This is a genomic window from Pediococcus sp. AC40 (assembly GCF_030252485.1).
In the GTDB taxonomy this organism is placed as follows: domain Bacteria; phylum Bacillota; class Bacilli; order Lactobacillales; family Lactobacillaceae; genus Pediococcus; species Pediococcus acidilactici.
Genome location: NZ_CP127012.1, coordinates 1,780,905 through 1,806,956 on the forward strand (window position 1 = coordinate 1,780,905; position 26,052 = coordinate 1,806,956).

A 26,052-nucleotide genomic window follows, 5' to 3' on the forward strand; every position below is an offset into this window, starting at 1 on the left:
ATTGATGTACACGGTTAATTATACACGTTATTTCTGTTCCTGAATACCCGTCAAAACTATTAAACAGACCGGCAATTGTGAATTTCAACTTTAAGCGGGCAACGTCAATTTTTTGACAAAATAAAAAAGAGACCATCCAGTCTCCCTTTACTATAATTCATTTTCCAACCCTTTTAGTTTTAATTTCCCTAGTTATGATTTAGGTACCGCCCGATCAATTTGCTTGGTAGTTACTACCTTCTTAGTTTGCGGTTGTGGATTTTCGAAATTGTGGTTGGCTAAGATTAATTTAACTGCACTCACGTCTTCTTTGGTGATTGTCTTTTGGGTAATTGGATAACCGCTAGGGCTATAATAAGTCAAAATAGCATTCATTACGTCATCATCAATGCTTAACGTATAACCATCCGGCATTCCGTAATATTGCCCATTAGACGTATGATTGAGCCCCAAGCTATGTCCTAATTCATGACGCATCGTAATAAATAGCACGTTAATGTCGTAATTTTCGCTATTAGGATCCAGTGCCCATTCTACCAGACTAGCATCAATCCCGGTATTCCCGCTCAACGTTGCGCTACCTGCGTCTTGGGGGTTAGCAACCACCTTTAAAGTGACCTTCTTGTCGGTGTCCGTGCCTTTAATGAGTACCGTCTTGCCCAAAGCATCGTTCCAACTCTTCGCTGCTCGATCTAAATTGTCGTTAAAAGCTTTTAAAGCCTGGGCAGGATCCTTTTCATTCGTAAAATCACTTTCTTTGGCGAAACTTTGGTAAATAATTTGCCCGTCCGGGTTATACGCATTATCAATCATCTGTGAGTTAAAATCTCCGCTAATAATTCCATACGTATTAGTGCTACCTAAAAATTGGTCGTCTATCAAAGCAACGCCTTCAGCATTTACCGCTGGATAACGTGATTTTAGATCCAGGTTAAGCGCGTGTTGATCGACCCAGTACCATTGACTGCCATCGAAACTTACCTTAATAAATTTAGTCGCTTGCCCCGCTCGTTTACCAGTTGCGTAAGTATAAGTACCGGGCATTTCAGCTTGGCTATAAACCGTCGCCCCCGACTTATCTCCTAAATTAGCGACATTGTCCTTTTCCGTCTGACCATCTTCGACCTTGGTGTAAAAAGGATAGTCGTTGTTTAGAACCACATTGTAACGATATGGGTGCAACGGATCCACTGCCGTGGGGACATACTTGCTCAGGACCGGATCGTTTTTATAATCGGTAGTTTCTCCAATATTAATCGTTGCCGGCTTCCGCTGCCATACGAAGGTGTCGTCACCCATCGTTGCCGCATCGAATTGAGACATTAACTCTGCCGAAGTCCAAACGTGATTGCCAGTAGGATCATCAATAGTACCATTACCCACGTTTTGCCAGTGCCCGGTGTAACCATCAGTGGTAGGGACGTCAGGGATGTGCATATCACTTTTTAATTGACTCTTTTTTCCTAAAATTAATTCCTTTAAATTGTTATTGCTTACGAGCATATCAACAGTGTCCGTACTATCTTTAATAGTAAACGATGATAAATCCAATTTCTCAACAGCCGTGTTTGAAAACATGTTGTTCATCGTTGTTACTTTTGAAGTATCCCAACCAGACATATTTACCGTCTTTAAGCTTGTTGCGTGGTCAAACATTTCATAAAATGTTCCTACATTAGAGGTGTCAAAATTAGACAAATCCAAATTAGTTAGATTTCTAGCACCCAAAAACATCTGCATCATATCGGTTACGTTACTAGTATTAAAAGAAGATAAATTCACTTCAGAAACGTTCGAGTTATAAAACATAAAGGTCATAGATTTAACTTTGCTCGTATCAAAACTACGTAAATCTAATTTTTTTAGATTCCCCGTACCGTCAAACATACCCGTCATATTAGTAACTTGGCTGGTATCAAAGTTACTTAAATCTAGCTGGTCAAATGCAGTGTTTAAGAACATGTAAGTCATATCGTTAATTTTACTAGTGTTAAAGTCTTTAATATCCATTGTCTTTAGCATTGGATCATCCCGAAACATTTCTCTCGCGCTTCCTGAATAATCCAAATTACCAAGTTTACTAATCTCTTGCAAATTAGGTACTGCACTAAGCATACCTGCTATATCATGAGCACTGGTTTTTTCAGTAAACTCGATGCTTTTAATTGTACTAGGATCAATACCGTTACTATTTAAGATTACGTCCAATCGTGGTGCTTGCCCAACGTCACCGCCGTTTGATATCAGCTCACCATCATTCGCTAAAGTCCAAGTAGAGTCTCCCCACTTAAACACAGTTGCGCGGTTATCCTTTTGAGCTGCCATTGCTAGTTGGACGGTGATTAACAGCATCGCACAGACGGCTATCATTACCATTAAAATTCGTTTGGCTATATACCCTACTCTATTATTCATCCATTTTTACCCCCGTTTTCAAAGTGAATATTTGTTCATATAATCACATTCTCATTATATACCTCACGTTAAAGTTTCTCAAGTGCAAGCACTTCCAATATAAAGGACACACAGTACTCTCTGTAATATGATTTAAAGCGTTTTTAAATACTATAGACACTGCATCGTTTAAACGCTATAATAAATGCAATATATATTTTACTGGAGTAACAATTATTATGCATATAAATTAAGGAGTATTCAATAAAAGTCTAACTTCGAATCTACAGATTATCGTAATGTGAAGATGATTTACTGCAAAGGTTTTAATTATCCGTTTTAACGATCAATACGCTTTAGTTGACCTATCCGCTAAGCAATAGAATTACAAGAACTGAAAAATTTTCAGTTTCTTGTTCATCAAAAATAATTAATGATTTGATGGCAGTTACATTGGAGGACAATTATGCTAAGTAAAGAACAATTTATCGATGCCATTTGTAATCGCTTTTGGCTTTATAAAAACATTTCTATTGACACACCCTATGGAACCCTTTCTAAGGGCCTCCCTCTGGAATACGGTCCTAGAGAAGGATATGCCTATTTAGGAATGAAATTTATGGCAGATGGTGAGATCACCTTTCCCGTAAAAATCGGCTTTATTCCACCAGATTTTTATCGCTGGGACTTTGACGAAGATCAGCAAGAACTTATTATTTATCACCGCTATAAAGACTCTGTAAAAAAGGGAAAATTAGTTGAAAATGGATTTTGTGACACTCATATAATTAAACTAACTCCTTTCTACGATAGCCAAAGCCAAGGTGTTCTCATTAATTTTCCATCTTATGATGCTTCAGAAATTAATACTCGGACAATCGGGGGCAACAACATGGTGTTTATTCCCCGTGAATTTTTTAATTCATGGATAACGGCTAATTTCACTCGTCGCGGTTACAACGTTTCACCCGTAACGCAAAATGATAATTTATTTTCTTTTGTTAGCGAAATTTACCGGTACTTAATCGAACATCCCAAACTAGCGGATGTAATTATTGTTCGTACTGGAATTGAAAACATGGCAATTAAGTTTCCGCAAAATCTTAATCAACTTTTAGTAGCTAAAGACAATAACCAACCTTCGCTAGATTATTGTGCTGGAAGCCGTGCCATCATTTTAGAGCTATTAATTATGCTAATAACAGCAAATAATAATCGCTTGTTAGATCCTGATGACCGACGTTCCGAAACTGAGTTAGTAACTCACATCTTAACTAACCACTTTATTAATCGTTATGACCTATTAGCGTAGGGTCGCACTAAACCTGTTCTTTAAGCAATTCTAAGGAGTAAATGTAAATGAATGTTGAACCTAACGTAGTCATCACCGAATTCATCGTAGATGTAGACAACTTTTATCACCATATTGATAACAGTAACATCAATATTGAACAGCAAGTTCAAAAATTAGCCCAATCATTACAACATTTCAATGTACCTTTGTATACTTTAACTAATAGTAATGAAGAAAAGGCTGCTGACGATTTCCACATTATTCATATGGATCTCGCAAAGAATTACACTGGTTTAACGGTGTTCTTCCATCGACTTGTACTAGCATTTCGATTTCTTCAAGCCCATCCAGAAATTGAAAAAGCCGTTATTTCGGATGCCTCAGACGTGACCATGCTTAACTACCCCTTTGATTCAATGGAGGATGATAAGCTCTATATGGGTGATGAATTGGGTGTGATGGGCGATACTTATGTCTTATACAGTGATCGCGCTCCCTTCTTTATTAAAAAGTTCGTTGCTGAAAACCAATTGTTACCTACTATGAATATGGGAATCATTGCCGGAACTCGAGAAATCCTTATCGAATACTTAGGAATTATTATCCAATTGATTTCAGACAGTCAGGTGAAAGTACAACAGGGAGACAACACTGCCGCTCTGGGTAATCACGACATGGAACTGGGAAATTACGTTGCTTATCGATACTTTGCCGATCGTTTAGTCCACGGCCGGAAAATCAATACTATTTTCCAAGGATTTCAAAATACTAGTAGCGCATGGTTTGAACACAAGTAATTGGAAAACTATTTACATCAAAGATGTTATTAATGATTGCTACACTATTTGCCTGTTATAAATAAAAATGATGTATTTTTCCATAAATAATTTTTTATTGAATTAAGGAGATTTCATGAAAGTTGAACCAAATATTGTCATCAGTGAATTTATCACTAATATGGATGATTTATTGCACCAAGAGGACACGCACAATGTAGATATTTCGGAAAAAGTTGTAGAACAGAATCAGTCATTAAAGCGATTTAACGTGCCATACTATGTATTAACTAACGAAGCCAGTCAAGAACCAATCGATAATTTACATATTGTAAACGTTGACCTACAAAAAATTTACGAACGTTTCCCTGACTTAACCGTGTATTTCTACCGAGTTTTTATGGCATTCTATTTCTTACAAGACCATCCGGAGATTGAAAAAGCTGCTCTCACCGACGCTAACGATGTAACCATGCTTAACTACCCGTTTGATAAGGTTAAGCCTGATACTTTGTACATGGGTGACGAGACTACTTTTTTATTTTATTCTTCATTAATCTATCTGGGTCAGAAGCCTTGGTTTATCAAAAAATTTATTTTCGATAATAGCAATTCACTTCCTACCCTGAATTTAGGGGTGATGGTCGGAACCCGTGAAGTTTTAATCGAATATCTTGGAACGATGGTTAAATTAATCACTGAAGCCGAGCTAAAGGTTCAGCAGGGTGACGAAAGTTATCGTTTAGGAAATTTTGAAATGGCAATTTCTAATTACGTTGCCTACAAATATTTCCCCGATCGGCTTATTCACGGTCGTGAAGTCACTTCCCTTTTTGGAGGCTACCAAAAGAATAGTAGCGCTTGGTTTAAACATAAATAGCGAGGAATAATAATTAATGCTAAGTAAAAAAGAAGTTTATAATTTAATTGGTAATCGAATTTGGATTTATCAAATCACCTCTGAAAATCATCCTTTACCCACGCTAGTCATACTGGGAGACAGTCCAGCATATTTTATGGTTACTTTTCACAAAAACGGACGCATCGAGGTTCCTACGGATGTTGGTTTTACTCCACCAGAATTTACGTATTGGGATTTTGATGTAGAAGCTCAAGAAATCCTCTTCAAAAATGAAGAAAACCAGGTTGCGTTACGAGCACAATTGCCTCAAGAACTTCCTTACGGTGTTACCGCTATCAAAGTAAATCAGCTTCCCCAGCACGGAGATAACCAGTATATGCTCATTAACGCCCCTCATGAGGATCACGAAGAAATTACTCAACGACTTTTGGGTGGTACAAGGATCATTTTTGTTCCTTACTCAGCTTTAAACGAAGATATATTTTACAATTTACGGTGGCGTGGCTTTAATATTCACTGGGTTGAACAAGGGCCTGAACTAACTAAATTTTTCACGGAAGTGTATGACTACCTTGCTATTCACCCTAAACTAGGGCAAATCGTAGTCTCGCAAAAAAGCACAACCATCACTAAATTTTCTTCTAAAGACCAGCTATTATTTTTGAATGATCATGGCAAGCCATCCCTCAATTATTTTTCGGGGAGTCGTCAGTTGCTTATGGAATTATTGCTCATGATTCTATCTGAAAACAATATGCGCCTATTTGACAAAAATGAGCAACAAAGCGAAGAGGAATTACTTCAAGAAATACTGATCAAAAACTTTAACAACCGCTATGAATTAGTGGATTTACCAGAATTTTAAATAATCATATGAAAACGGAGACCGAAATTTGCGAATTTGGGTCTCCGTTTTTTAATGTTGCTTCTTTTTTGCTTCTAAGATTTAGGAACTGCCCGATCAACTCGATCAGTAATTTTTACTTGCTTATCATGTGGTTGTGGATTCTCAAAGTTATGGTTCGCACGAATTAATTTAACCGCATTGACATCTTCAGAAGTAATTGTCTTTTGTGTGTACGGATAGAAGCTATTTTCATCGTAAACTAAAACCGCATTCATTACATCGTCGTCAATATTTAATCTATAGCCATCGGGCATCCCATAATATTGTCCATTAGAAGTATGGTCCAATCCTAAACTATGCCCCAATTCATGGCGCATTGTAATATATAGCATGTTAATTTCATAGTTCTCATCGTTAGGATCTAATGCATGCTCAACTAACTCTGAATCAATTCCAGTATTTCCACTAGAAGTCTGACTTCCTGATCCAGGAGTGTTAGCCCCCACTCGTAAAGTAATTCGCTTATCTGTGTCAGAATATTTTACGAAAACGGTTTGTCCAATGGCATCATTCCAGCTCTTCGCAGCTCTGTCTAAATTATCATTAAACACTTTGAGAGCTTGAGCTGGGTCTTTCTCTGCCGCAAAATCGCTTTCTTTAGCAAAACTCCGATAAATGACTTGACCATCTGGATTGTAGGCGTTAACCACCATTTGCGAATTAGTATCAGTACCTGCAGCACTGTAGGTGATTGTGGACCCTAAAAACATACCCTCAAGAAGAGCCTTACCGCTGCTATTTACGCTTGGATAACGTGATTTCAAATCTAGGTTAAGCGCGTGTTGGTCGACCCAATACCATCGATTGCCATCGAAACTTACCTTAATAAATTTAGTCGCTTGCCCCGCTCGTTTACCAGTTGGGTAAGTATAAGTACCGGGCATTTCAGCTTGGCTATAAACCGTCGCCCCCGACTTATCCCCTAAATTAGCAACGTTATCCTTCTCTGTCTGACCGTCTTCTACTTTAGTGTAAAAAGGATAATCGTTGTTTAGAACTACGTTGTAACGATACGGGTGTAGCGGATCCACTGCCGTGGGTACGAACTCACTCAGGACCGGGTCGTCTTTATAATCGGTAGTTTCACCAATATTGATTGTTGCTGGTTTCCGTTGCCATACGAAGGTGTCGTCGCCCATCGTTGTCGCATTGAATTGAGACATTAGCTCTGCCGAAGTCCAAACGTGATTGCCGGCAGGCTCGTCAACGGTGCCATTACCCACGTTTTGCCAGTGACCGGTGTAACCGTCGGTCGTGGGAACATCCGGAATATTCATATCATCCTTTAATTGACTATTTTTACCTAAGGTTAGTTGCTTTAGATGATTTGTACCTTGAAGCATAGTAGATGTATTTACTTCATCACCAATAGTAAACGAAGAAATATCTAACTGCGAAACCGCAGAATTTAAAAACATATATTCCATCGTACCAACTTTTGAAGTATCAAAATTACGTAAATCTAATTTGTCTACCGAAGTGCCATCAAACATCCCTTCCATATTATTAACATTACTAGTATTGAAAGAAGACACATCAAGATCATGGGCGATAACATTATTAAACATAAAGCCCATGCTATCAACTTTACGTGTGTCGAAATTTTTTATATTTAAAGAGCTCAATTTACCTGCATTATCAAACATCCCGTACATTGACGTAACTTGACTAGTATCAAAACCACTTAAATCCAAACTTTTAAAACCAGTATTGAAGAACATAAAACTCATACTGGTTATTTTGCTAGTATCAAAGCCCTTAAAATCAACAGATTCTAAAACCGTGTTATCACGAAACATTTGATCACCATTACCCGAATAATGTAAATTACTTATCTTAGTAATCTTTTTTAAATTGGGCAGGTTTCCCAACATATCAGTAATATCATGGGCGCTAGTAGCCTTAGTAAATTCAATACTCTTTACTTGCCCAGGTTCAATTCCATTGTTACTTAGAACATCATGTAGTGGCGGCGCCTGTCCAATATCGCCGCCTGCTGAAATTAATTCACCGTCATCTCCTAGCGTCCAAGTAGAGTTCCCCCATTCAAATGCAGCTCCTCGCACGTTTTTGTCTCCCGTTGTTTGCGCCGCCATCGCTAATTGGGTAGTGATCAGCAACGTAGCAATAATTGCCCCCGCAATCACCAAACTTTTCTTAATTATGTAACGTAGATTATTAGTCATTACAAACCTCCTTTAACCAAACCAATTGTTCAACATTTTACAATCTAATTGTATAATCAACGTTATGAAATAAGCAAGAGAAAACCCTTACAAAATTATTCAACTGCAAATTATCCGCAGATTACCTGCTTCCTGGCACAACGTTCATAGTGCTTTTTCCCACAAAAAAATCTGCTGTTAATAACCGATCTCTTAGTTATCAACAACAGATGTTAATTTTCATATGGGGTTTTCCCCAATTACTTTAATAATTCTTTTAATTCCTTAACCTTGTCCCCAAAATCCACAAACGCTTGGTCAAGATAGTCACGTTTCGTAACGTCAATTCCTGCTCGTTTAACAATTTCCACTGGATAATCACTTGCACCTGCTGACAGGAATTCCTTATAACGTTCAACCGCGCCCGGTTTTTGGTTGATGATGTCGTCTGCCAACGCCGTCGCAATCGCCTTGGAAGTCGCGTATTGGTATACGTAATAGTCATAATAGAAATGCGGAATTTGTGCCCAAGTATCGTCCTTCCACGGTAAGTCACTAACCGCTGTCCCATTATAAGTTTTGAAGAGCCCGTTAAATTTCTGAGCCATCAAATCGGGGGTGAGGGTCGTTCCTTTAGCGTCTTCGGTGTAAATAAAGTGTTCAAACTCTGCAAAGAGGGTTTGCCGGTAAACTGTTCCAATAAAGTTATCCACATCCTGAGTTAAAATAAAGGCTTTGATTTGGGGATCATCGGCATGTTTTTCCAGCATGTAATGGTTGAGTAAGCTTTCATTTAGCGTAGAGGCAATTTCTGCAATAAAAATCGGGTATTGTGAATACCAGAAAGGTTGCGCTTGATCGGTGTAAACACTTTGTAAAGCATGACCTGATTCGTGAGCTAAAGTGGAAGTACTATCGTAAATATCGTTCCAGTTTAGCAAAATATACGGATGCACTCCGTAAACATCGTCTTCATAGCCACCGCTTCGTTTCCCCTTATTTTCGGCAACGTCAATCCAACGCTGGTCAAATTCAGTTTGTAAATGTGCTTGATAATCCTTGCCTAACGGTGCCAACGCGGCCATCGTTGTTTTTTTGCCTTCTTCAAACGACAAACTCAACTTGGCGTCCGCAACTAACGGAACGTGCCGATCAAATTGATACATATCTTTCAAGCCTAAGAATGACTTTCGGAAAGCATAGTAATCGTGCATCAAATCTAAGTGTTCATGCGTCGTTTCAATTAACGTATCATAGACCGTTTCGGGAATTTTTTGATCACTTAAGTTCATTTCACGCGCACTCTTAAAGTGGCGAATTTCAGCCATAATGTTCTGCGCATGCACGTGACTGCGAAGCGTAGCCGCGAAGGTATTCCGCATGGATCGGTACGCCTTGGCAACTTGGCGGCTAGCTTTCATCCGCATTTCTTGACTTGGTGAAAGTGCAAATTCACTTGCAGTGGCGTTAGTCAATTGGACCTCTTCCCCATTTTCATCTTTGATCATCCCGAAATCTAAGTCGGCATCGTCCAACTTAGCAGAAATTTCTGCCGCATCGTCGATAGCTGGTTGTAATTGGGCCAATAACTTTTCTTCGCTTGGCGTTAACGTGTGTGCCGCTTGGGCTTGCACGCGCCGGAGATTAAATTCGTATTGCTTTAGTGCTGGTTCAGTTTTTAGGAACTGGTCGAGTTGTTCAGTAGAAAGGCTTGTAATTGCCGGATCGTAGAATGCAACGGCGGCCTCCCATTTATTTAAAACCAACAGAGCTTGGTTTAAAAGATCGTTGCCATGTGGATCTGCCGTATCCCCGTCATTGACGCGCGCAGCGTAGCCATAAATTTTTAGGACTGCTTCTTCACTCTCGTAGAGTAATTTAGTAGCCGCAAGTAAATCATGGGCATTTTGTATTCCTTTTTGAGCAAGTTTTTGAATGTCTTCAATTTGAGACTTAACGGCGGTAATTGCGTCGTGAAAGTCTGTTTCCGTAGCAAAAATGTCCGCAACGTTCCAAGTTAGGTCAACGGGAACTTCTGCACGGGTAGGTTGTTTTTTAGCCATGGTGTCCTCCTATATTAATGTAGATTGGGGTTGATGAGGAATATTATACTACAGAGCGCTCTGAAACCTGGGCAGCTTTTGAGGATTAACGAAGTTAAGGCGTTGATTGCGGCTTATGCAATCGACGCCTTAATTTGGTTAACCGGAGAAAGCTAGGTTTCAGAACGCATTTCGACTACGTAGCAAAGCACCGTCAGTCTAAACCCTGCGATTCCCCACATAAAAAGGATCGGGAAGTTTCCCAATCCTAATTTTGCTTGTTTCATTTAAGCTCTACTACGTTTTAGACGTACACCAGGAATTCCGGGAATGCCTTGACTGTTTAGATACCCGTTAATTTTTGCTACGTCAAAGCCGTCTATGGTGGCTAAGTCCTCCGTAGCAGGATTGCTAGCTAGATAAATTCCTAAGTTAGTATCGATCGGATGAGTCTGGTAGGGATCTATTTCATCAGACGTTACCAACGTAGAATCTACTTTATAATCAGCCGCGTCCGGATAATAAGACATCACCGTTTCTAGACACGCCTCTAACATCGGCTTATCACCCTGTTGAATTTCCCATTTATCAGCGACTTCCCTTGCCAATTTAGGAACCACCTTATTCATATGCATAGATGGGTAAAACCAAAAGTGTAACGCGCGGGTTCTTAGGTACTCGTCGATTTCTTCTGGGTTAACATTTTCTGGAATAAACGTGTCATCGATTCCCCGGGCGATGATTTGCGCTAATCGTAGCTCCACATTTGGAACCGCATCCATTTCAATTAAAGTGAGCGCCACCTGTTTTAAATCTGCGTAACGGCTAAATTTATTTAACATGAATACTCCTCCAATCCTTTACAGTTCTATTGTATATCTTTTGGCCTTAAAAAGATATTCAGCGGCATAATTTACCCCCTGTTCTACCGTCTACACTCTTATTTGAAAAGGGGCTGGCCAATTCACTTTAAAATTTCGGCGCATTAAATTGAAATCAGGTCCTTAACGCTAAAGTTAATCGCTACGCTAAATTTTACAGCGTCAGGATTGGCAAACCGAATCGTCGTCTGTTTAGTTTCCCCACTGTAGTACCAACCCTCCACAGCCGTGGCAAACCGTGCGGCGTTAAGGTATCTCGGTACTTCGTTTCCAGCTATCATCACTGCCACTGGTGCCACCGTAGGGCATCCAACTACCAACTCTAGCTCCTTAACTTTGGTCGCATAGCTGCCTTCCCGCTGAAAGTCTAAGCTAACTCCTTGGCTACCCGGCGTCACCTGAATGTGGGTTCTTAGCAAATCCCCCGTCCGGTAATCGTTAGAAATCCCGTCGTCTTCGTACAAAGTAAATTTTCCAGCTTCACTAGGTTCTACAAAAATCCGCAACTTTTCAACCGGTTCGTTATGGATATTATTGAGTCCCGGACTGGTGGGTAAAATACCTCCGCTTCGTAAAAACATCGGAATGCTGTTTAAGTCAACCGGAACCGTGATGGTTTGCCCGCCGTCATAATATTGGTGAGTGTGTAAATCAAACCACCGTGCGCCCTTTGGTAAATAGATTGTCTTGGTTGTTTGTTGCGGTTCGACTACGTTAGCCACTAGAAGTGCTGGTCCCAACATAAACTCAAAGCTTTCTTCAGCTACTTGCGGATCTTCCTGAAATTCATAAACGAGGGGGCGCATGATTGGGGAACCTACCGTAGCCGCTTCGTCGAGTAACGCATAGAAGTACGGGATTAAGGAGTACCGCAATTTAATGGCGTCGCGTACGTAATGGGTATACGCTGGATACGTCCAAGGCTCCGTAACGGTGTTATCCGTATTACAAGAATGAATCGAAAACCGGGGTTGAAAAATTCCGTTTTGGACCCACCGTACGAAAAGCTCGGGTTCCGGAAGCGGGCCGTCAAAGCCGCCGATATCACATCCCTGATTAGCTACTCCGGACAATCCCATTCCCAAAATCGTCGGAATATTATATTTCAAATTCGTCCAACTTGTATAGTTGTCGCCAGCCCAAGTTTGCGCGTAACGCTGAATTCCCGCAAAACCAGCCCGGTTAATCAAGTACGGCCGTTGGTCAGGAGCCGCTTCGTTAATCGCTTCTTGTGCCGCCTTAGCCATCATGGTTGACATAACTGGTTTAACTTCGCCAATCGTCCGGTGCAGGCCTTCCGCATCAACCTGCGCTTGGTTATCATTGATTTCATATTCGTTATTATCATTCCAAATTGATGTAATTCCTAAGGAGATTAGTGCTTTTTTCATCTCGGTTTTCCAAGCTGCTCGCCCGTCAGCACTCGTAAAGTCCACAAAATAGGCTGAACCGCCCCAGAATTGGTCGGTTTGGCTTGCTTGACCATCCGCCGTTTTCACGTAGGCCGCCTTCTGTTGAAAATTCTTTGCTAGCGGATGGGTAGTTAACATCCCCGGTTTGATATTAGGTGCTAGTAAAACACCGCGGGCCTTCAATTCGGCAACGAACTTTTGTGGATCAGGAAATCGTTTTTTATTCCAATTGAAAACGTAACGCTTCCCGTCCTTTCCGGAGGTGTAACCCGAAGACAGGAAGAAACCGTCGCACGGAATGTCATTTTGTTTACAAGTTTCCACAAAGTCAATAATCGCGTCATCCGCGTGCTCGGCTAGTTCCGTATAAAACATGGTCGAACCCATATAACCAAAAGAAGCCATCGGCACCATTGCCGATTTCCCGGTCAAATCCGTATAGTGTTCCACCACCTTTTTAATCGTTGGCCCACCAATAAAGAAGACATCTAAATCACCTCCGTCACATTGAAAATAGCTATACCGCAACCAATAATTGCTGTGCTCACAATCCATATCAAAAACCGAATCCCGCGCAGTGTTGTAAAACAAGCCACTCGCGACCTGATTAGCAGGATCAAAATCGATGTAGAACGGAATCATTTTATAAAGCGGATCTGATTTTTGCGCATTCCACCCCAGTGAATCGGTATTGTGCATCCGCATCCGTCGTTTAAATTTATTTAATTTACCGGATTTTTCCCCAAACCCATAAAATTTGTTCGTATCACCCATCCGACTATAGTGATATTCACGACCAAAGTCGTCTTCCACAAACGCTCGGTTAGGCAAATCTTGGTGAACTACCCGGCCGTTTTCGTCCACAATTTCAAAGTAAAACGGCTCTTTGAAAATATTTAAAACATACTTTCCGTTAGTTACGCAATAATGATCCGCTAGTTCCGTTACAGTAATGGAAATCGGGGACACCCGCTGCCGCTCATCGCCAAGCAGCTCGTCGGTCGCATCCGCCCACGCCGTTTTTACCAGCGCGTAAGATTGTTCAGGCGCAAAATCATCCGCAAAAGTTCCCTTAATGCGAATAATATTTTCATCCAATAAATAAATTCGAAAACGTGCCCCATTCGTAATTACGTCCAAAAAATCATTTTGATTATTTATTTCCAATACTTTAGTGCTAGTTTTCATTGCGTGTCACCCCGTCCTCGAAAAAACCATCCGTTATGTAATGTCTCAGTTATGCACTTACTTTATAACCCACCGAAAGCGCTGTCAATATCAAATGTTTTACGTGAACAAATTTTACTTTCTCCTTGTTTTGCCCATAAAATCAATCCTTATCCAAGGTAATTGCATTTTTTGCCAAGTTACATCGTTTTATTGAAAACGCTTTCTTTAGGTGCTATTCTTACAGTGTACTTGTGAAGTAGTTTAGCAATTATTCCAACTTAATTTTAAGGATGTGAAGTACATTGGACAAAACCCAAAAAACGGTCACCATCGACGCGGCCCCTTTTAACATTAAGGATAAAGTCGGCTACATGTTTGGTGACATTGGTAATAACTTCTCGTTTAACGTTGTCAATTCCTTCTTAATGATTTTCTACACCAACGTGCTTGGTTTAACTGGTGCCCAGGTGGGGATTCTTTTCTTAATCGCGCGGTTCGTGGACGCGTTCGCTGACATTACCGTGGGCCGGTTGGTCGATAATAGTAAATTACATAAAAGCGGCCGTTTCAAGCCTTGGATGTCCCGGATGCAGTATCCGCTCCTCATCTTTTTGGTTCTTTTATTCGTCCCGGTAGTTAAGGACTGGGCGTTACCAGTTCGGCTCGTTTTTGTATTCATTACGTACCTTGGCTGGGGAATTTTCTACTCCTGCGTGAACATCCCCTACGGTTCGATGGCGGCCGCACTTAGTAGCGACCCTAACGACAAGACCTCCCTTTCAACCTTCCGGGCGCTGGGATCTGCGTTAGGAAGTGCCATTACCAGTTATATTATCCCGCTATTTATCTACATTGGCGCTACCCAAAAGATTTCAGGAACCCGGTTCTTCTGGGTGGTCGTGGTATGTGCTTTTCTAGGCTGGGGATGTTATGAATTGACCATTCACCTCACTACCGAACGGATTCGGACCGAGAAAAGTGCAAAAGTCCCGCTTTCTCGGCTGGTTCAGGGAATGTTCGAAAATAAAGCCTTAATTGTTTTAGTTCTAATTGATATCATGATCGTAATTAACCAAAACCTGTCTGGAACCATGATTTCCTACCTTTTTAACGACTACTTTAAGGATAAGGCCGCGATGTCGATTGCGTTGATTTTCAACTTTGCGACCGTAATTTTGCTGGCGCCGTTTAGCAATTTCCTTACCAAACGGTTTGGGCGGAAAGAAACTTCCATCGTAGCGCTGCTCTTTGGAGCCTTAATGTACGGCATCCTGCTAGTTGTCCACACCCAAAGCACGAGCTTCTATCTAATTATGCTGTTCTTTGGCTCGTTAGGTGCGGGAATGTTTAACCTGATGGTTTGGGCATTCATTACCGACGTAATTGATAATCACGAAGTACTAACTGGCGTCCGAGAAGATGGGATTGTGTACGGAGTCAACTCCTTCGCCCGGAAAGTTGCCCAAGCAATCGCAGGTGGTTTTGGAGGATTTATGCTGACCTTCATCGGCTATCAATCGTCAACCGGCGGTGGTGCGGAACAAAGTGCAACGGTAATTCACCGAATCTATAACTTGGCGACGGGAATTCCAACGGTGTGTTTGTCAGTAGCGGCATTATTACTACTATTCTTCTACCCGCTAAGTAAGAAGCGGGTCACGGAAAATGCAAGGAAGCTGGAAGAATTGCATGAAGAAAATAGAGTGCGGAAGCCTTCGGGTAAGGCTTGAGGATCAACTGGATTAGCCCGCTAATCGCTGGGGTGGCGATTGGACGGCTAATTTGGTTGACCGCAGATCCTTGGAGGCTGGAGCACATTTTGGCTATTAACATAGTAACAAAACCATTAAAAGTTAAGGCACCAAACGCATAAAATGCGATTGGCGCCTTATTTTGGTTAACCGGAAGAAGTTGGGACGTGGAGTATGTGTACCCACCTCGCGCCCCACCCTCAAAAATCTCCAAACAAAAAAGCGTGAGGAAAACTAAAGTAATGCTTTTCAAAGATGGAAAGATTCTTAAAAATAGTTTTGGCTTTTCAACTTCCATAGAGCGAAAAGCCAATTTGTTCCGCTTAACCAAAAATTGACCACTAATGCCAAATTTAGGCATAATGGTCAATTTTCAGTTGATGCTTGTAAACTACCCGACTTTTGTCCCACACTCTTTTATTTTAATATTGTGCTTCGTGTTTCATCACGCGTTTAACCGCGAAGGTGATCCCGTAAGAGATGAACAGAATCAACGCTACCAATAGGTATGGAATGTGGGTATTGTAATCCATCAACATTCCGGCTAAAATCGGGCCGATTACGTTTCCAACGCTAGTTAACGACATGTTCAATCCGTTAATTAAGCCCTGGTTATTTTTGCCTTCCTTAGTTAACAAGGTGGTGATTGCCGGCCGCAAAATGTCAAAGGCCGAGAAGACTACCAATGTGGCAATAATTACTTCAATTTGAGTGTGCGCTTGGGTAATCCAAAAGACGAAAATCGCGCCAATGAGGAAGCACGCGCCGATTAAGTTAACTTCGCCCATTTTCCGAACCAGCCAATCAAAAATAAACACCTGTAAAATCAAAGAAAAAATTCCATTAAAGGTTAACACCAACGCAATGGTTCCTAACCCAAAGTTAAACACCTGGTTCACGTAAATACTATAAATACTTTCAAAGCCCTGAAGGCCAAACGCCGCCACGAAAATCATCGTAAACAAGATGATTAGCGGTGCGGTTAAGACGTCGCGGAGCGCGCCCGTCTTTTTAACCGCTTGGGGCTCATCGTCATGCTCTTCATGGGCAATTTCACGAATAACTTCCATTTTCGGCATTACCGCGTAAGTGAAAATTGTCGAAATTAGTCCTAGCGCTGCAGCGGCCCAGAAAGGCGTTTTATAGCTAATGTTTGCCAAAACACCGCCAATTCCGGGTCCAAGGATTAGCCCACCACTAAAGGCCGCCGAGATCCAGCCAATCACTCGGGCACGTTGTGCGGGCGTGGTTACGTCAGCAGCCAACGCCATCGAAGTTGGCACGAATAACGCCGCCGACAATCCCCCAATTACCCGGGATACGTTAAACCAGATCAGCGAATTAGATAACGCAAAAATCACTTCGGACACGGCGTACAAAAATAATCCCGCTACAATCAACGGTTTCCGTCCAATCCGGTCCGAAAGTCGGCCAACTAAAGGAGACGCAATGAATTGCGAAAAGGCAAATAACGACGTCATAATCCCCATTTGAGTTGTGGAATAGTGGTAAAAGTTTTTGATGAAGGGGGTTACCGGAATTACCAGCCCGATTCCCAAACAAATCAATAGGTTTCCAGCGATCAGAATCCATAAAGTCTTTTTGTTTTTAGCATCCATTGGCGCTCATCTCCTTTGCGTGTTTTCATATTCTTACATACTACCACGAAATAATTTTCCTGTCTTATCATGCAGAATGGTAATTTTTGGGAAAACCGGCTTTCCCGTTCAAAAAGAGCCGTGACTAAAGTTTGGTCACCGCTCTTTCTTTAAATTGCTATTTAATTAATGATTAAACCACGTTTCGTTCAAACGGTTGGTCACTAATGCCATCCGCGAGAATCTTCTTGGACCATTCCTTTGCGGAGAATAACGAGTGGTCCCGATAATTTCCGCAACTGTAAATGTCAGTTCCCGGAACATCTTCCCACTTAATGTCATCTGCGATTGCTTCTAAAGAACCCTTCAACGCTTTAGCCACTTCCGTAGTCGTTGGCGTACCCCAAACGATTAAATGGAAACCTGTCCGGCAACCAAATGGTGAACAATCAATAATTCCGTCCATGCGATCCCGCATTAATCCAGCTAACAGATGTTCAATGGTGTGCAAACCTGCCGTTGGAATTGCGTTTTCGTTTGGTTGAACAAGTCGTAAGTCAAAATTGGAAATTTGGTCACCCTTGCTGCCCTCTTCGACAGCGATCAACCGTACGTAAGGTGCTTTAACCTTGGTATGGTCTAATTCAAAGCTTTCTACTTTTGCCATAGAAACTCATCCCTTCATCAAATATTGGTTACATACCTATTGTAAGCCGAATTTTCCTAAAAGTCTTCCTTTTAGAAATCATCTTGGCCAAGGTTGTGCAAGTAGTGATTGAAGACTAAGCGTTGCATCGGCCGTAAGTGAACAACTGGCAAGTAGCTGGGAACCTTCGCTTGCATTGGCGCGTAGCTGGTAACGTCTTTGTAAATGGAATACAACAGCAACGCACACACGAAAATCAGTGGGAAGCCGGCTACCGTACAAATTGCTTGAACGACTTCGAACCCGCCGACGATCACAATTCCCAGTGAGAAGAAGATAAATACAACGACCCACGTCATCCGGTTCCAACGACTAGGCTGCCGTCCGTTAGATAAGTCCAGACTGGTAAAGGACGACACGATAAACGCGGAAGACGAAATCGTAGTTGCCAAAAAGATAAAGCACGAGACGCAGAACAAAATCAGCATCAATTTACTCATTGGCAAGGTGGTAATCAAGGCCGCTTGCACCGCTGCTTGCCCCTGCGTATTTAAAATGTGGACGATGTTCAACGTACCGGATTGTTGTAACCACAATGCGTAGCCCCCGAGGACTGCGTAAAAGGAAAGGCACCCGCCAACTCCGTAAGTCATCATTCCAATGATGATTTGCCGAATCGTTTTTCCGTGCGAAATCCGGGCAATGAACAAGCCCATTACCGGCATGTAAGCTAACCACCAGCCCCAGTAAAAGAGGGTTTGATGTTGGGCAAAGCCGTTCGTACCAGCGTTAGCCTTGTTAAAGGATAGCGCCGTGAAGTGTTGCCCCATTAATTTTAGCGTCTGTCCTTCTGAACCTATTAAGAATTTAGTAGGACCAACCAAAAGGACAATCGCTAAGAAAATGATTGCCAGGTAAATGTGCCAAGCGGATAACTTTTTAATCCCCTTGTTTAGCCCAGCGTAAACCGTTAGTGAGAATAAAATCAATAGAATAAAGAACAAAAACAACTTCAGATACAAAGTATCCTTGATACCCATAATGATACTCAAAACGCGGGCAATGACCGGGATTTCCATCCCAATCGACGAACCAATGCCACCCATGATGCCAAACACCACGAGAAAGTCGATTAGTTGCCGCAATACCTTTTTGTACAGCTGGTCGCCGCGCAAAACGGGAATTACGGTACTCAACCGCCGCACCGGAATTTTTTTCACGTACATCGTATAGCCAATCGCGATCGTCGCGGTCCCAAACATCATCCAGGCCATCGGACCCCAATTAAATTCTCCAACTACGTTCGCGTAAGCAAACGCTGCTTTGGATAAGGGCTTGGCACCAAACGCGGGGTGTTGCAGGTACTGCAACGGATCCGAGGCACTCAGCATCAAAATGCTGGCATCAATTGCCGTTGCAAACACCATGCTTCCCCATTGAAAACCGCTAAAATCGTGATCAGGATCAGCTTTGCCAAATCGAATCTTGCCGTATTTACTAAAAATCAAAAACAAGAAGAAAACAAAGTTGATCACATAAATGGAGATATACATCCATTCATATTTGCTGGTAACGAATGACAACAACGCGTTCATTAATTGCTGAACGGCTGGGCCGCCTATGATCAGGATTATGGAAACAATCCCGAATAATACCATCGTTGGTAAAAAGACAGCTCGATCGACATTCTTACTGTGTAAGATAAAAAATTCCTCCCAATAGTTCTAAGACTGCGGTACAAAAAAAGCAACGCGGCTGGCGTATTTAATTTACACCTGCATAGCGTTGCTCGATCGGTTTTACCCGAAGTTCGTCATACCTGTCGTTTATTATGTTACTACTAAATTACAAAAAGTCCAAATTTAGTCGATAGTCTTGATGATCCGGGCCGGATTTCCCGCAATTACCACGTTATCACCAAAGCTTTTGGTGACCACTGAACCAGCACCGACCACGACGTTGTTGCCTAACGTCACCCCGGGCAAGACGGTCACCCGGCCACCAAACCAGCAACTATCCCCAATCGTAATGGGTGCGCCCATTTCAACGTCGGCGTTCCGCTGGACGGGATCCAAGGGATGGATCGGCGTGTAAAGTCCGACATTGGGACCAAAGTAACAGTGCTCGCCAATTGTGATGGGGCACGTATCTAGGAAGGTCATGTCGTAGTTGCCGTAAAAGTGGTTACCGATGTGAATATTCCATCCGTAATCAAATTTAAAGTCACTTTCAACAAAAAAATCATCGCCCACGTCACCGAGCATTTTTTTAAATCCTTGATTACGCCGTTCGTTATCAACTTCTTGGTTCAGTTGCTGAATCCGTTGGCGAATGAATTTCCGCCGTTCAATTAATTCCGGATCAAACTGCTGATAGGGTTCTCCCGCCGTCATTTTTGCTCGTTCAGTTTTACTCATCTAACATTCCGCTTCCTCACTCAATTTGTTTAAAGCAGTCCAATTTTACGTAACCCAGCTTGGGCAGCCAAGTTAATAAAGTTAAACGGTCGGTCGTAATACGGCTGGAATAGCATATCCACAAACGCTAAGTCCTTAAGCGTATTCTGGTTTTGAATTGCTAGAGAAATTAGGTTGGCCGACTGTGAAACATCGTGTTTGCTATAGAATTGGGCCCCTAAAATTTGCAAACCCCTTTTTTCATAAACCATTATACTCGTTATTTTGGTGGTCGTCGGCATAAATTCTGGACGATAGTTATCTTCAAATAGGACATAATCAGCATCAATACCCGCATTTAACGCCCGTTGATAGGTCAAACCCGTCATCGCTAAGGTATGTCCAAAGAGAGCAATTGCCGAGGTCCCCTGAGCGCCCATTTCCGGCCACTGATTGCCAAAGATGTTGATCCCAGCTAAAGTACCCTGACGGACGGCATTCGTGGCTAAGGGGATGTATTCGGGAGTGTTGGTAGGGTTGTAATGAATAGTTCGTAAGTCACCCGCCACGTAAATGTCGGGATCCGAACTTTGACCATATTCATTAGTGATGATTGCCCCGCGCCGGTCCATTTTCACTTCCCCACGCAATAAGTCGGTAACCGGAACGAACCCGGTCGACACCACCGCCACGTCGGTAGCAAATTCGCGGCCATCTGCGGTCGTAATCAATAACTCACTGACTTTATCGGTAAATGAGACCACCTTGCTGTTGGTTTCCACCTTCACGTGGTGATCATTCAATAGTTTAATAACTTTAGCACTCAACGGGGTGTCCACGTAATTATTTAAAATATCTTCGTGGCTTTGAAAAAGGGTGACTTCGTGGTTAGTGTCCACCAAACTTTCAGCCAATTCGACGTTAACGTAACCACCACCTACTAAGGCAACTCGCCGCGCATCCTTCACTTTTTCATGTAAAAGTTGTGCTTGTTCATAGTTCTTACATAACATTACCCGCGCGTGATTAACTCCCTTGATTGGCGGTAAGGACACCATTGAACCGGTACACATAATGATTTTGTCATACTTTTCCCGTTTAACGGTGAAATCATCCATGTCTTGCACCATTAACTCTTTTTTTTGCCGGTTAATTCGGATCACGTCATGACGCAGATTTACGTGAATGTTTTCAGTACGGATGTCTTCGGCACTATCGTAAAACATATCTTCAAGTTGCTTAACCCGGCCATTTAAATACAAGGCAATCCCGCAGGAAAGAAACGAAATGTTATCATTTCTTTCATAAATATTTACCTCGGTAGTGGGGTCTTGTCTAATAATTTCACGAACCGCAGCGGTTCCGGCATGGGTACATCCGATAATTGCTACTTTCATTTTTCCTCCTAATTAGTCTATACTATAGACAGTTTTAATATTTCCAAAAAATCTATTCCCAAAAGTTATCATTCCATAACAAAACAATTATAATAGTTAATTTACGATACATCAAAAAAGGTGTATCGCGATAATTTTTTGCATCACAATTCAAATTCGAGGAGTATTGTCTTTAATGTTTAGATTCTTCATCCAACCACAATTGAATACCGTTGCTCAATCCGTATTAGGTTACGAACTATTAATTAAGCAGTACCGGGACGGCGCTTGGCGAATGCCCAAATCATTTTCGGCGATTCCCGCCAAAACGATGGCCGATACCCTAATTGCCACGGTAAAAGAACTATCGTTAAAGGTCGGCTCAGTTTCCGTCAATGTTGACCGCCATCAGATTCAAGATCAGCACCTCATCCATGCACTCACTATGGCCCAGGCTGTTTTACGACCAGTTAAGCTAGTTATTGAGTTAATTGAAGATGCAGTAAATCCCGCGGTAACTAACCAAGAACTGATTCCTACGGTACAAAACTTGAATGATTTGGGAATTCAATTCTGCCTTGACGACGTGGGTAGCGGAATTAACACTTGGCCAGAGATAAAATCGCTGTTGCCCTATACTAGTGAACTCAAGTACGCTTTACAAAATTATAAAGAGCACTTGAGTGAAACCAACGCTGAGCACCACGTTGCGTTTTGGCAAAAAATCGCCGCTGAGCATAAGATGCGTTTTATTCTTGAAGGCATCGAGGATGACCAAGACGATGCTTGGGCAGACCGAATGAAGATTGACCTACGCCAAGGCTATTATTATGGCAAACCAGCCTTGATGAAAATTTACGATAGCGACCCTGACTAAAAATATTATCAATTTCGCATAGTTTACTATAATTAGCGAGTTTTTTAACCCATTATGCTTATTAACCTGGGACAGACGCCGGGCAACTGGTAAGCATTAACCCAGAAACGACCATTACGCCTAAATTTGGCATAATGGTCGTTTTTGGGTTACGCGAAACCAACTGACTTTTGGCGCTGTTAAAATTAACACCTTCAAAATAATTTCCCCCTTTTTTGTTTAAAAGGATTGATTAAAAAAGGCGCCCACAGTTTTCCAGCTGTAGACGCCTTTTGCTTTAAACTAGTGCGTTTCCCGCACCTTTAACAAACTAACCACTATTCAATTTCAATTCCTGAACTAGAATCGTCATTGGTCTTTGGTAGTGTGATACTCAACACACCGTTATTAACCTTAGCCTTGATATCGCTTGCTTTAACCCCTGGCAAGGAGTAGCTTCTGTGCATAATTCCGTAGTTCCGTTCAGTCATGGTAACGTTGTGTTCCTTGTCTTCATGATCTGCGAAGCTATCTTTCTTAACTTCGACATTCAAAACACCATCTTGGTAGTTTAGCTTAATGTCCTTCTTGTCAATGCCCGGAACATCAATCTTAACATTGTAGTCCTTATCCGATTCACTAACGTCAGTCTTTAAGCTAGTTGGAGTTGCGTTCCAGCTGTCGTTGAAAAATCCACGTGCCAAACGGTCAAAGAATGGATCCCACATATCATTCCTACGATTCATCATTTCATTAGCCATAAAACAAAACCCCTTTCCAAATAACCAAAATGATCGATGAGGTTTTTGTTTACCTCATCTCTTCACTTTCTTATTGTAGTGCGTTGGTCAAAGAAAGTCAAACTTTTTATTTGACTTTCTTTGACCAAATTTATTTTGCAAAAAATGCCTTGATTTTGCAAATAAAAAGCACCTGAGAGTCAATTTTCTCCGATTCTACTGCTGCATAGTCAAAACGCGTGAAAGTCACCAATTTTCTTCCGCTCCACTGCTGTATAGTCGAAACGTGTTTTGAAATCCAGCTCTCTCCAGCTAACTAAATTGTGCCATCAATCGCCCAACCCGCGATTAATGGCACAATTCTGTTAAGCCTCAAAAATCACCCGATGTCTGTCACGCTCTAATTTCTTTCCGGAAACCAAATCTTAATTTCTTTTTCTGCGCTTTCCCTACTATCCGAGCTGTGGACCACATTCTTAATCGGGCCTGGTCCCCACGCCCTTGCAAAGTCGCCCCTGATCGTTCCTGGCATTGCTTCACTTGGATTCGTTGGTCCCGCCATCTTCCGGAAAGTTTCGATGATTTCATCACCCTCCGCAATGATTGCTACCAATGGGCCACTCGTCATAAATTCTTCAATTCCTGGATAATATGGTTTATCCACCAGTTGGGAATAGTGTTGCCGAAGTTGTTCCTTAGTCGCGTTAATCATCTTTAACGCCTTAATTTCATAACGCCGATTTTCAATTCGGGAAAGCACGTGGCCTACGTGTCCACATTGCACTCCGTCTGGTTTAACTAAAATCAAAGTTCTCTCTTCACTCATATGCGCATCCCCCTTGGATTTTCATACCCTAATTATATACTAGGGAACGTACTCGTTATAAATTTTTCGCTCACCAAACGTAATTTTTATGGGTTTATTAAGAAACACTAATTTTAGCACTTCGTGAACTTGGATTGAAGTTGGTTTGAACTTCATTTTAAAGCTGTTTTAACTAAAAAAATACTTTTCAAGGATGAAAAGGTCCTTAAAAAGCTGTTTTGGGATTTTGACTTTAATAAAGCCAAAACGTGTGCCAAAAGTTAGTTGGTTCCGCGTAACTAGAAATTGGCCATGATGCCAAATTCAGGCATCATGGCCAATTTCTAGTTAATGCTCGCAAACTATCCGACTTTTGTCCCACGCTTTTCTTAATTTACATTAGGCTATCTTCAGGGCTCCGACCGGAACTTTTGAATAATCGTAATCGCTACAATCACTAAGATTGAGCCAATTAATTCGGTGATGTTGAACTTCAAGTTTAAGAACAACAAGCTTAATACAAAGGTCACTACCGGTTGCACAGCGTCCAAAATGCTAACCACTGCCGATGGAGCAAAGTTCAAGCTATGTAACAATGCCCAGAATGGCAAGATGGTTCCGACTAAAATTACGGTAGCCATTGACAATACCAATCGCGTCGTAATTTCAGGAGTGTTAACCCACACTGGTTGGTGAATATTGAACAAAATTCCGCCAATGATTAACGCCCAACCCAAGACGATCATTGGAGAATGGTCTTTGGTGATCGGCTTAGGCAAAACAACGTAAAACGCGGCCGTTACCCCAGAGAGAATCCCCCAGATTAAAGCACTATTTGAAATTGCTAAACTATGAATATTGCCGTGGGTAATCGCCAAGAATACCCCTAACATGGCAATCACGAACGCGATTAAATCACTACGCATCGGCCGTTCGTGTTTGAAAATCAGACTGCCCAAAACAATGAACAGCGGACTTAAGTATTGTAAAATCGTGGCCGCAGACGCGTTTCCTTCCTGCACACTCATGTAGAAGGTTAATAAATTAGCCATTAAACCAAAAATTGCGTAAGCAAATAACCATAACACGGTTCGTAATGATTTAAAAACATCAAAAATGTGCATCCGATACTTGATAAAGCTGATAATGAGTAAGAGAACTCCTGCTCCACTCGTCCGTGCGGACAAAAACCACGAAGCCGGAATACTTTCTCCCTGAGAGATTACCTGCAATACCGTACCAGAAATTCCCCACATACAGGAAGCAATGAGGGCCCAAAAAATTCCTTTTCCCACCTGCTTGTTTGTCAAATTATTCTCCATCTCAGTAACCTCACCAATTTATTAATTTACAATATCACTAAAAATTATATCTAAAAAACCTTCCTTCCGTAAAGAATTAAGGCTTGATAAATAAAAAGACAGGACCTCTGCCCTGCTTCTTACGGTAGCTTTTAATTAGTTATCCATCGTGTCTTTAATAACTTCAACGATCTTATTGATGTGTTCAAGTGTCTTCAAGAAATCGTCCTTACCATAGCGTTTAGCCACGTCGTCTAACATTTCCTTAAAGATCTTATCATTTTTCCAATACATTTCGCGACCACGGTTAGTCAACGTTAAATACTTCTTCCGCCGATCTACCCGATCGCTCTTTTGTTCGATTAAACCTAGGTCAAGTAAAGTCCCTACTTTACGTGAGATTGCACTTTTAGTTACTTCTTGTGTCTCTGCAATTTCACTCAAAGTAATTGGTTCACTACCAGATTGTTCGATTATATGCATGATCATAAACATATCAAAGGATACTTGTGGATCAGAAATTTTACTCTCGAGCAATGTTCCAATCAACTTGATACTCTTATTATATGCTTGAGCAATAAATGAAATATCTGCTTGTTCCATTATTTTTCCTCTTTTCTTTCTAACTCTCCAAAAACCTTAAACACTATTAAATTTTAACACACTAATAATTATAGTCA

Annotated in this window: 21 protein-coding genes; 7 read left to right on the forward strand and 14 right to left on the reverse strand. The window is 41.5% G+C overall.

Annotated features, from left to right (window positions below):
* Positions 1 to 192: 192 nt before the first annotated feature.
* The gene (locus NL111_RS08795) at positions 193 to 2,415 is read right to left on the reverse strand and encodes a BspA family leucine-rich repeat surface protein (RefSeq protein WP_285110166.1); all 2,223 of its coding nucleotides are present in this window, start codon (positions 2,413 to 2,415) and stop codon (positions 193 to 195) included.
* A gap of 445 nt (positions 2,416 to 2,860) precedes the next feature.
* On the opposite strand from NL111_RS08795, the gene NL111_RS08800 reads away from it, so the two are divergent.
* The 4 genes from NL111_RS08800 (at position 2,861) to NL111_RS08815 (ending at position 6,191) form a co-directional block, all read left to right on the forward strand.
* Positions 2,861 to 3,706, forward strand: coding sequence for a hypothetical protein (locus NL111_RS08800; RefSeq protein WP_058120960.1), 846 nt, complete (start codon positions 2,861 to 2,863; stop codon positions 3,704 to 3,706).
* Between the two features lie 47 nt (positions 3,707 to 3,753).
* Complete coding sequence (locus NL111_RS08805; RefSeq protein ID WP_204230226.1) at positions 3,754 to 4,485, forward strand: hypothetical protein; 732 nt, start codon at positions 3,754 to 3,756, stop codon at positions 4,483 to 4,485.
* A 115-nt stretch (positions 4,486 to 4,600) separates the two neighbouring features.
* A complete protein-coding gene (locus NL111_RS08810) occupies positions 4,601 to 5,344 on the forward strand; it encodes a hypothetical protein (RefSeq protein ID WP_058120958.1) in 744 nt (247 codons plus the stop codon).
* A gap of 16 nt (positions 5,345 to 5,360) precedes the next feature.
* Positions 5,361 to 6,191 carry a hypothetical protein gene (locus tag NL111_RS08815; RefSeq protein WP_285110167.1) on the forward strand — a complete coding sequence of 277 codons (831 nt, stop codon included), beginning with the start codon at positions 5,361 to 5,363 and terminating at the stop codon, positions 6,189 to 6,191.
* Positions 6,192 to 6,265: 74 nt separating this feature from the next.
* Here NL111_RS08815 and NL111_RS08820 read toward each other — a convergent pair whose 3' ends face one another.
* On the reverse strand, positions 6,266 to 8,419 hold the full coding sequence (locus NL111_RS08820; RefSeq protein WP_285110168.1) for a BspA family leucine-rich repeat surface protein: 2,154 nt from the start codon (positions 8,417 to 8,419) through the stop codon (positions 6,266 to 6,268).
* Between the two features lie 239 nt (positions 8,420 to 8,658).
* On the reverse strand, positions 8,659 to 10,461 hold the full coding sequence (gene pepF, locus NL111_RS08825) for an oligoendopeptidase F (protein ID WP_285110169.1): 1,803 nt from the start codon (positions 10,459 to 10,461) through the stop codon (positions 8,659 to 8,661).
* 30 nt (positions 10,462 to 10,491) lie between these two features.
* On the opposite strand from pepF, the gene NL111_RS08830 reads away from it, so the two are divergent.
* Positions 10,492 to 10,617: a hypothetical protein gene (locus tag NL111_RS08830; protein WP_285110170.1), complete on the forward strand. Its 126-nt coding sequence runs from the start codon at positions 10,492 to 10,494 to the stop codon at positions 10,615 to 10,617.
* A gap of 110 nt (positions 10,618 to 10,727) precedes the next feature.
* On the opposite strand, the gene NL111_RS08835 is transcribed toward NL111_RS08830, so the two are convergent.
* Together NL111_RS08835 and NL111_RS08840 are read right to left on the reverse strand one after the other, a co-directional pair.
* The gene (locus NL111_RS08835; protein ID WP_024862894.1) at positions 10,728 to 11,282 is read right to left on the reverse strand and encodes a hypothetical protein; all 555 of its coding nucleotides are present in this window, start codon (positions 11,280 to 11,282) and stop codon (positions 10,728 to 10,730) included.
* A 143-nt stretch (positions 11,283 to 11,425) separates the two neighbouring features.
* Entirely contained in the window at positions 11,426 to 13,921 is a 2,496-nt protein-coding gene (locus NL111_RS08840; protein ID WP_285110171.1) for a glycoside hydrolase family 31 protein, read from the reverse strand.
* 284 nt (positions 13,922 to 14,205) lie between these two features.
* Between NL111_RS08840 and NL111_RS08845 the strand changes: the two genes are divergently transcribed.
* Positions 14,206 to 15,633, forward strand: coding sequence for an MFS transporter (locus NL111_RS08845; protein ID WP_285110172.1), 1,428 nt, complete (start codon positions 14,206 to 14,208; stop codon positions 15,631 to 15,633).
* A 443-nt stretch (positions 15,634 to 16,076) separates the two neighbouring features.
* On the opposite strand, the gene NL111_RS08850 is transcribed toward NL111_RS08845, so the two are convergent.
* From NL111_RS08850 to NL111_RS08870, 5 genes are all read right to left on the reverse strand, one after another.
* Positions 16,077 to 17,273 carry an MFS transporter gene (locus tag NL111_RS08850; protein ID WP_285110173.1) on the reverse strand — a complete coding sequence of 399 codons (1,197 nt, stop codon included), beginning with the start codon at positions 17,271 to 17,273 and terminating at the stop codon, positions 16,077 to 16,079.
* A 172-nt stretch (positions 17,274 to 17,445) separates the two neighbouring features.
* On the reverse strand, positions 17,446 to 17,919 hold the full coding sequence (locus NL111_RS08855; protein WP_285110174.1) for an S-ribosylhomocysteine lyase: 474 nt from the start codon (positions 17,917 to 17,919) through the stop codon (positions 17,446 to 17,448).
* Positions 17,920 to 17,990: 71 nt separating this feature from the next.
* Positions 17,991 to 19,556: a BCCT family transporter gene (locus tag NL111_RS08860; protein WP_502929571.1), complete on the reverse strand. Its 1,566-nt coding sequence runs from the start codon at positions 19,554 to 19,556 to the stop codon at positions 17,991 to 17,993.
* A gap of 204 nt (positions 19,557 to 19,760) precedes the next feature.
* Positions 19,761 to 20,315: a sugar O-acetyltransferase gene (locus NL111_RS08865; protein ID WP_285110175.1), complete on the reverse strand. Its 555-nt coding sequence runs from the start codon at positions 20,313 to 20,315 to the stop codon at positions 19,761 to 19,763.
* A gap of 29 nt (positions 20,316 to 20,344) precedes the next feature.
* Complete coding sequence (locus NL111_RS08870; RefSeq protein ID WP_285110177.1) at positions 20,345 to 21,691, reverse strand: FAD-dependent oxidoreductase; 1,347 nt, start codon at positions 21,689 to 21,691, stop codon at positions 20,345 to 20,347.
* Between the two features lie 175 nt (positions 21,692 to 21,866).
* Between NL111_RS08870 and NL111_RS08875 the strand changes: the two genes are divergently transcribed.
* Positions 21,867 to 22,547 (forward strand): EAL domain-containing protein, encoded by a 681-nt coding sequence (locus NL111_RS08875; protein WP_285110178.1) that lies wholly within the window; start codon positions 21,867 to 21,869, stop codon positions 22,545 to 22,547.
* 317 nt (positions 22,548 to 22,864) lie between these two features.
* Here NL111_RS08875 and NL111_RS08880 read toward each other — a convergent pair whose 3' ends face one another.
* From NL111_RS08880 to NL111_RS08895, 4 genes are all read right to left on the reverse strand, one after another.
* Complete coding sequence (locus NL111_RS08880; RefSeq protein ID WP_002829629.1) at positions 22,865 to 23,287, reverse strand: Hsp20/alpha crystallin family protein; 423 nt, start codon at positions 23,285 to 23,287, stop codon at positions 22,865 to 22,867.
* Between the two features lie 379 nt (positions 23,288 to 23,666).
* Positions 23,667 to 24,092, reverse strand: a complete 426-nt coding sequence (gene ndk / locus NL111_RS08885) for a nucleoside-diphosphate kinase (protein ID WP_053906363.1) — start codon at positions 24,090 to 24,092, stop codon at positions 23,667 to 23,669.
* A 389-nt stretch (positions 24,093 to 24,481) separates the two neighbouring features.
* Positions 24,482 to 25,393, reverse strand: a complete 912-nt coding sequence (locus NL111_RS08890; RefSeq protein WP_058120949.1) for a DMT family transporter — start codon at positions 25,391 to 25,393, stop codon at positions 24,482 to 24,484.
* A gap of 135 nt (positions 25,394 to 25,528) precedes the next feature.
* Positions 25,529 to 25,975, reverse strand: a complete 447-nt coding sequence (locus NL111_RS08895; RefSeq protein WP_002829626.1) for a MarR family winged helix-turn-helix transcriptional regulator — start codon at positions 25,973 to 25,975, stop codon at positions 25,529 to 25,531.
* Between the last annotated feature and the right edge of the window lie 77 nt (positions 25,976 to 26,052).